The organism is Roseateles sp. P5_B10 (assembly GCF_056400485.1).
This window is the reverse complement of sequence record NZ_JBFULE010001478.1, coordinates 1-693: the sequence shown is the minus strand read 5'-3', so window position 1 is coordinate 693 and position 693 is coordinate 1. Positions and strand designations below refer to the sequence as shown.

The 693-nt window shown below is 60.3% G+C and carries 1 protein-coding gene and 1 pseudogene; both read left to right on the top strand.

Annotated elements, in window-relative coordinates:
- A partial coding sequence (locus AC1DU6_RS34090) for a cysteine hydrolase family protein (protein WP_477862842.1) occupies positions 1-427 on the top strand: 427 nt, incomplete at its 5' end.
- A pseudogene (locus AC1DU6_RS34085) lies at positions 424-693 on the top strand (hypothetical protein); the annotation flags it as partial. The gene AC1DU6_RS34090 and the pseudogene AC1DU6_RS34085, both read left to right, overlap by 4 nt.

Sequence of the window (693 nt, the reverse complement as noted above, 5' to 3'; positions counted from 1 at the left end):
TCCCGGCCCGATGGGACGCATCCTCATTCGCGGCGAAGCCGGCCACGACATCATTCCCGCGCTCTATCCGGTCGAAGGCGAGATCGTCATCGACAAGCCCGGCAAGGGCGCATTCTACGCAACGACGCTCGGCGCCGATCTCAAGGCGCGCGACATCGACACGCTGCTGGTCTGCGGCGTCACCACCGAAGTCTGCGTCAACACCACCGTCCGCGAAGCCAATGACCGCGGCTATCGCTGCATCGTCATTTCTGACGGCTGCGCGTCCTACTTCCCTGAATTCCACGAGATGGGCCTGAAGATGATCAAGGCCCAGGGCGGCATCTTCGGCTGGGTTGCCGACTCCGCCGCCATTCTCGACGCCATCACACGTTCCGAACATGCACCGGAGACTTCCAACAAACTTGCAGCAGGAGCATCACGATGAGCACGACCGCGGGGACGTTTTCTAAAGATTCTGCCGGCAAATCCGACTTCAAGCCCGCTCTATGGACGCCGGGCGACTGGAATGCGTTTTTCGGCTTCGGCACTAATATTCTCGTCAACATGCTGGTGCTGACCGGCCTGCTGCGCTTCGTGCTGAAGATGCCTGACAATATCGTGTTCGGACGCATTCTGCCGGCCATGGGCCTGATGATGTGCCTGTCGACGATGTACTACGCCTGGCTCGCCTACAAACTCGCGGAGAAGACC